General features: G+C 69.1%; 3 protein-coding genes. 2 read left to right on the forward strand and 1 reads right to left on the reverse strand.

What is annotated here, in order from left to right:
* On the reverse strand, nt 1-1,013 hold a 1,013-nt coding region (locus H0U68_RS22190), incomplete at its 3' end, for a DEAD/DEAH box helicase (RefSeq protein WP_296359074.1).
* Nucleotides 1,014-1,294: 281 nt separating this feature from the next.
* Here H0U68_RS22190 and ettA point away from each other — a divergent pair.
* Nucleotides 1,295-2,956: an energy-dependent translational throttle protein EttA gene (gene ettA / locus H0U68_RS22195; RefSeq protein WP_296359075.1), complete on the forward strand. Its 1,662-nt coding sequence runs from the start codon at nt 1,295-1,297 to the stop codon at nt 2,954-2,956.
* Nucleotides 2,957-2,966: 10 nt separating this feature from the next.
* The coding region (locus H0U68_RS22200) for a DUF1631 family protein (protein ID WP_296359076.1) at nt 2,967-4,539 on the forward strand (1,573 nt) is incomplete at its 3' end.

The raw sequence follows: 4,539 nt of genomic DNA on the forward strand, positions 1-4,539 counted from the left end.
GTGCGACCGAAGCGGTGCACGTAGTCCTCGGGCAAGTTCGGCATCTCGAAATTGACGACGTGCGGCAACTGGTCGATGTCGATGCCGCGGGCGGAGATGTCGGTCGCGCCCAGCACCTGCAGGTCGCCCTTCTTGAAGTCGGCCAACGCCTTGGTGCGCGCGGTCTGGCTCTTGTTGCCATGGATCGCCATCGCCGTGACGTCGTGCTTCAGCAGGTGCTCGACCAGGCGGTTGGCACCGTGCTTCATGCGCGTGAAGACGAGCACCTGGTGCCAGTCGTTTTCCTTGACGAGGTGGACCAGCAGGTCCTTCTTCATCTCGCGGCCGACCGGATGCACCTTCTGCGCGACGAGCTCCGCGGTCTGGTTGCGACGCGCCACCTCGATCAGCACCGGCGCGTTCAGGAGCCGGTCGGCGATTGCCTTGACCTCGTCGCTGAAGGTGGCCGAGAAGAGCAGGCTCTGCTTCTTCTGCGGCAGCACCGCGAGCACCTTCTTGATGTCGTGGATGAAGCCCATGTCGAGCATGCGATCGGCTTCGTCGAGGACGAAGATCTCGACGTGCGACAGGTCGAGCGTGCGCTGGCCGTGGTGGTCGAGCAGGCGACCCGGCGTGGCGACGAGGATGTCGACGCCGCGGCGCAGCTTGTCGACCTGCGGCTGCATGCCGACGCCGCCGAACATGACCATGCTGGTCAGCTTCGAGTGCTTGCCGTAGGTGCGGACGCTCTCCTCGACCTGCGCGGCGAGCTCGCGCGTCGGCGTGAGGATGAGGCAGCGGATGGGCAGCTTGCCGCGCGGGTCGCGTACGGCGGGCTGGGCCATGAGGCGGTGCAGCAGCGGCAGGACGAAGCCTGCCGTCTTGCCGGTGCCCGTCTGGGCACCGCCCATGACGTCGCCACCGGAAAGGACGGCCGGGATGGCCTGCGACTGGATGGGGGTGGGGGTGGTGTAGCCCGCTTCGTGCACGGCACGCAGCAGCGGCTCGGCGAGGCCGAGGGAATCGAAAGACATGGAAAGTTTCTGCCAGGAATCATCGGCCTGCTGCTCGTGATGACGAGCGCCAGTCGAAGGCAGACGGGGGAGGGGAGTCGGAAGCGACTGCGTCGACGCTGACTGGAAACGATCGCGACGCGAGCCGTCATTGTAGTGGAGGCCGCCTTTGCTCGTCGGGGAACTGGGGCCGCCGGACCGCGCTGTTCCCGGCATCGCCGGCTCGGCACGCCGCTCGGCGACAATAGACGGTTCGGCCCCGGGTCCTCCGGCGTGCCCCGTTCCCTCCAGCAAGGCAATTCATGGCTCAGTACGTCTTCACGATGAACCGCGTGGGCAAGATCGTTCCGCCCAAGCGCCAGATCCTCAAGAACATCTCTCTTTCGTTCTTCCCCGGGGCGAAGATCGGCGTGCTCGGCCTGAACGGCTCCGGCAAGTCGACGCTGCTCAAGATCATGGCCGGCATCGACACCGACATCGAAGGCGAAGCCACCCCCATGCCCGGCTTGAAGATCGGATACCTGCCGCAGGAGCCGCAGCTGGAGCCCGAGCAGACCGTGCGCGAGGCCGTTGAAGGCGGCATGGGCGACGTGCTGGCCGCCAAGGCGCGGCTGGAGGAGGTCTACGCCGCCTACGCCGAGCCGGACGCCGACTTCGACAAGCTGGCGGCCGAGCAGGCCGAGCTGGAAGCCGTCATCGCGGCGGCCGGCGGCGGCGACGCGCACCAGCTGGAGATCGCCGCCGACGCGCTGCGCCTGCCCGACTGGGACGCCGTCATCAAGAACCTGTCGGGCGGCGAGAAGCGCCGCGTGGCGCTGTGCCGGCTGCTGCTGTCCAAGCCCGACATGCTGCTGCTGGACGAGCCCACCAACCACCTGGACGCCGAATCGGTGGAGTGGCTGGAACAGTTCCTGGCGCGCTTCGCGGGCACGGTGGTGGGCATCACCCACGACCGCTACTTCCTGGACAACGCCGCCGAATGGATCCTGGAGCTGGACCGCGGCCGCGGCATCCCCTACAAGGGCAACTACTCCACCTGGCTGGAGCAGAAGGAAGCGCGGCTGGAAACCGAGCAGCGCACCGAGGACGCCCGCACCAAGGCGATGAAGAAGGAACTGGAGTGGGCGCGCTCCAACCCGAAGGGGCGCCAGGCCAAGAGCAAGGCGCGCCTGGCCCGCTTCGAGGAACTGTCCGACTTCGAATACCAGAAGCGCAACGAGACCAACGAAATCTTCATCCCGGTCGGCGAGCGCCTGGGCCACGAGGTGATCGAGTTCACCGGCGTCAGCAAGTCCTTCGGCGACCGCGTCCTCATCGACAACCTGAGCTTCAAGGTGCCCGCCGGTGCCATCGTCGGCATCATCGGCCCCAACGGCGCGGGCAAGTCGACCCTGTTCAAGATGATCTCCGGCAAGGAGAAGCCGGACTCGGGCGAAGTGAAGATCGGCAAGACCGTGCAGATGGCCTTCGTCGACCAGCATCGGGACGATCTCGGGAACGACAAGACCGTGTGGGAGGACATCTCGGGCGGCCTGGACCTGATCCAGATCGGCAAGTTCACGATGGCTAGCCGCGCCTATTGCGGCCGCTTCAATTTCAACGGCGGCGACCAGCAGAAGAAGGTCGGCCTGCTGTCGGGCGGCGAGCGCGGCCGGCTCCACCTGGCCAAGACGCTGCTGCAGGGCGGCAACGTGCTGCTGCTGGACGAGCCGTCCAACGACCTGGACGTGGAAACGCTGCGCGCGCTGGAAGACGCGCTGCTGGAATTCGCCGGCAGCGTCATGGTCATCAGCCACGACCGCTGGTTCCTGGACCGCATCGCCACCCACATCCTGGCCGCCGAGGGCGACAGCCAGTGGGTGTTCTTCGACGGCAACTACCAGGAGTTCGAGGCCGACAAGCGCAGGCGCCTGGGCGAAGAGGGCGCCAAGCCGAAGCGGGTGCGCTTCAAGGCCCTGAAGTAGGCCAGGCGCCGTGAACCAGGCCCTGTACCGCGCGCTGATGAAGGAGGCTGCGGCCCAGGGCCGCACCCTGATGCAGCGCGTGGTGGCGCGCGCCGCGCTCGACATGCCGCAGCACGCGGCCCGCTCGCCCGACGTGGTGGAGCGCAACCTGCTCGCCGACGCGGCGAAATGGCTGGTCAAGCACGAGCACGCGCTGTGCGAGGCCTATCCGCAGGCGCTGCTGGCGGGCTTCGCGCACGCCATCGCGGGGGACGGGCGCAACGCCTCGGCGCTCAGCTTCGACACGCTGGAGCTGATGGGCGACGACCAGATGCAGGAGAACGTCGACCTGGTGCGCACCCAGCAGGTGGTGCAGAACGCGGTGGACGCCGAACTGAGCGAGCTCAACGCGCTGGTGTGCGCGGTGCAAGGCCTCAAAAGCGTGCGCGCCGAGCGCAACCCGCTGCGCCCCGAGGTGTATGTGCGCAGCCTGCACACCGTCACCCAGGAAAGCCCGGTGCCCGCCAGCGTGCGGCGGCGCTGGCTGCTGCACCTGGGCCAGGCGATGGGGCCGGAGCTGGCGCGCACCTACCAGGAGCTGAGCGCCATGCTGCGCGCCCAGGGCGTGGGCGAGGCGGTGTTCGACGTGGTGGTGCCGAAGGCGGAGACCACGCAGCCCGCGCCCCTGGCGCCTGCGGCCACCGGCCAGCAGCAACAGAAGACGCTGCTGAACCTGCGCGAGCTGCGCCGGCTGCTGGCGGGCGAATCGCCCGCCGCGGCGATGCCGTCCGATGCCAGCGGGGGCCATGCTGACTTCTCCGCCACGGTGCCCGCGGCGCTGGAGGCCTTGCAGGAGATGCGGCAGGTCGACCAGGTGATGCAGCGGCTGCGCCAGCGCCAGGCCGCTGGCGGCCTGGATGCCGGCGCCGGCATGCCGGCGCTGCGCGAGGCCCTGCGCAAGGAGGCGCGCACGCCAGCGCAGGCGCTGGGGCTTGAAGTGGTGCAGCTGATGGTGGAGAACATCGCCGGCGACGCGCGCCTGCTGTCGCCCGTGCAGCAGGCGGTGCGCGACCTGGAGCCCGCGCTGCTGCGCCTGGCGCTGTCCGACCCGCGTTTCTTCAGCGACAAGCAGCATCCCGCGCGGCGGTTGCTGGACGAGATGACGCAGCGCAGCCTGGCCTGGCCGTCGGCCGACACGCCGGGCTTCCGCGCCTTCCTCGATCCGCTGCAGCAGGCAGTGGAGGCCCTGCTGGGAACCCGCGTCGGCGGCGCCGAGCCGTTCGACTTCGCGCTCACCACCCTGCGCGACGCCTGGGGCGACGCGCAGCAGCGCGACAAGCGCGTGCGCGAGAAAGCCGTGCGCGCGCTGCTGCAGGCCGAACAGCGCAACCTGCTGGCCGAGAAATTCGCCAAGGAGATGCGCGGGCGCACCGACATCGCTGGCGTGCCGCGCCAGATCGCGCACTTCGTCACCGGGCCCTGGTGCCAGGTGCTGGCGCAGGCGCGCCTGTCGGACACCGGCGGCGCGGCCGATCCGCACGGCTACGCGGCGGCGGTGCCCGAGCTGCTGTGGAGCGTGCAGCCGGCGCTGGCGGCGGCCAATC

It is taken from the genome of Ramlibacter sp. (assembly GCF_013697775.1).
Classification (GTDB): Bacteria; Pseudomonadota; Gammaproteobacteria; order Burkholderiales; family Burkholderiaceae_C; genus Ramlibacter.

Excerpts from the sequence above, each read along its gene's own strand:
- ettA (WP_296359075.1), top strand. The coding sequence starts at position 1,295 with ATGGCTCAGTACGTCTTCACGATGAACCGCGTGGGCAAGATCGTTCCG.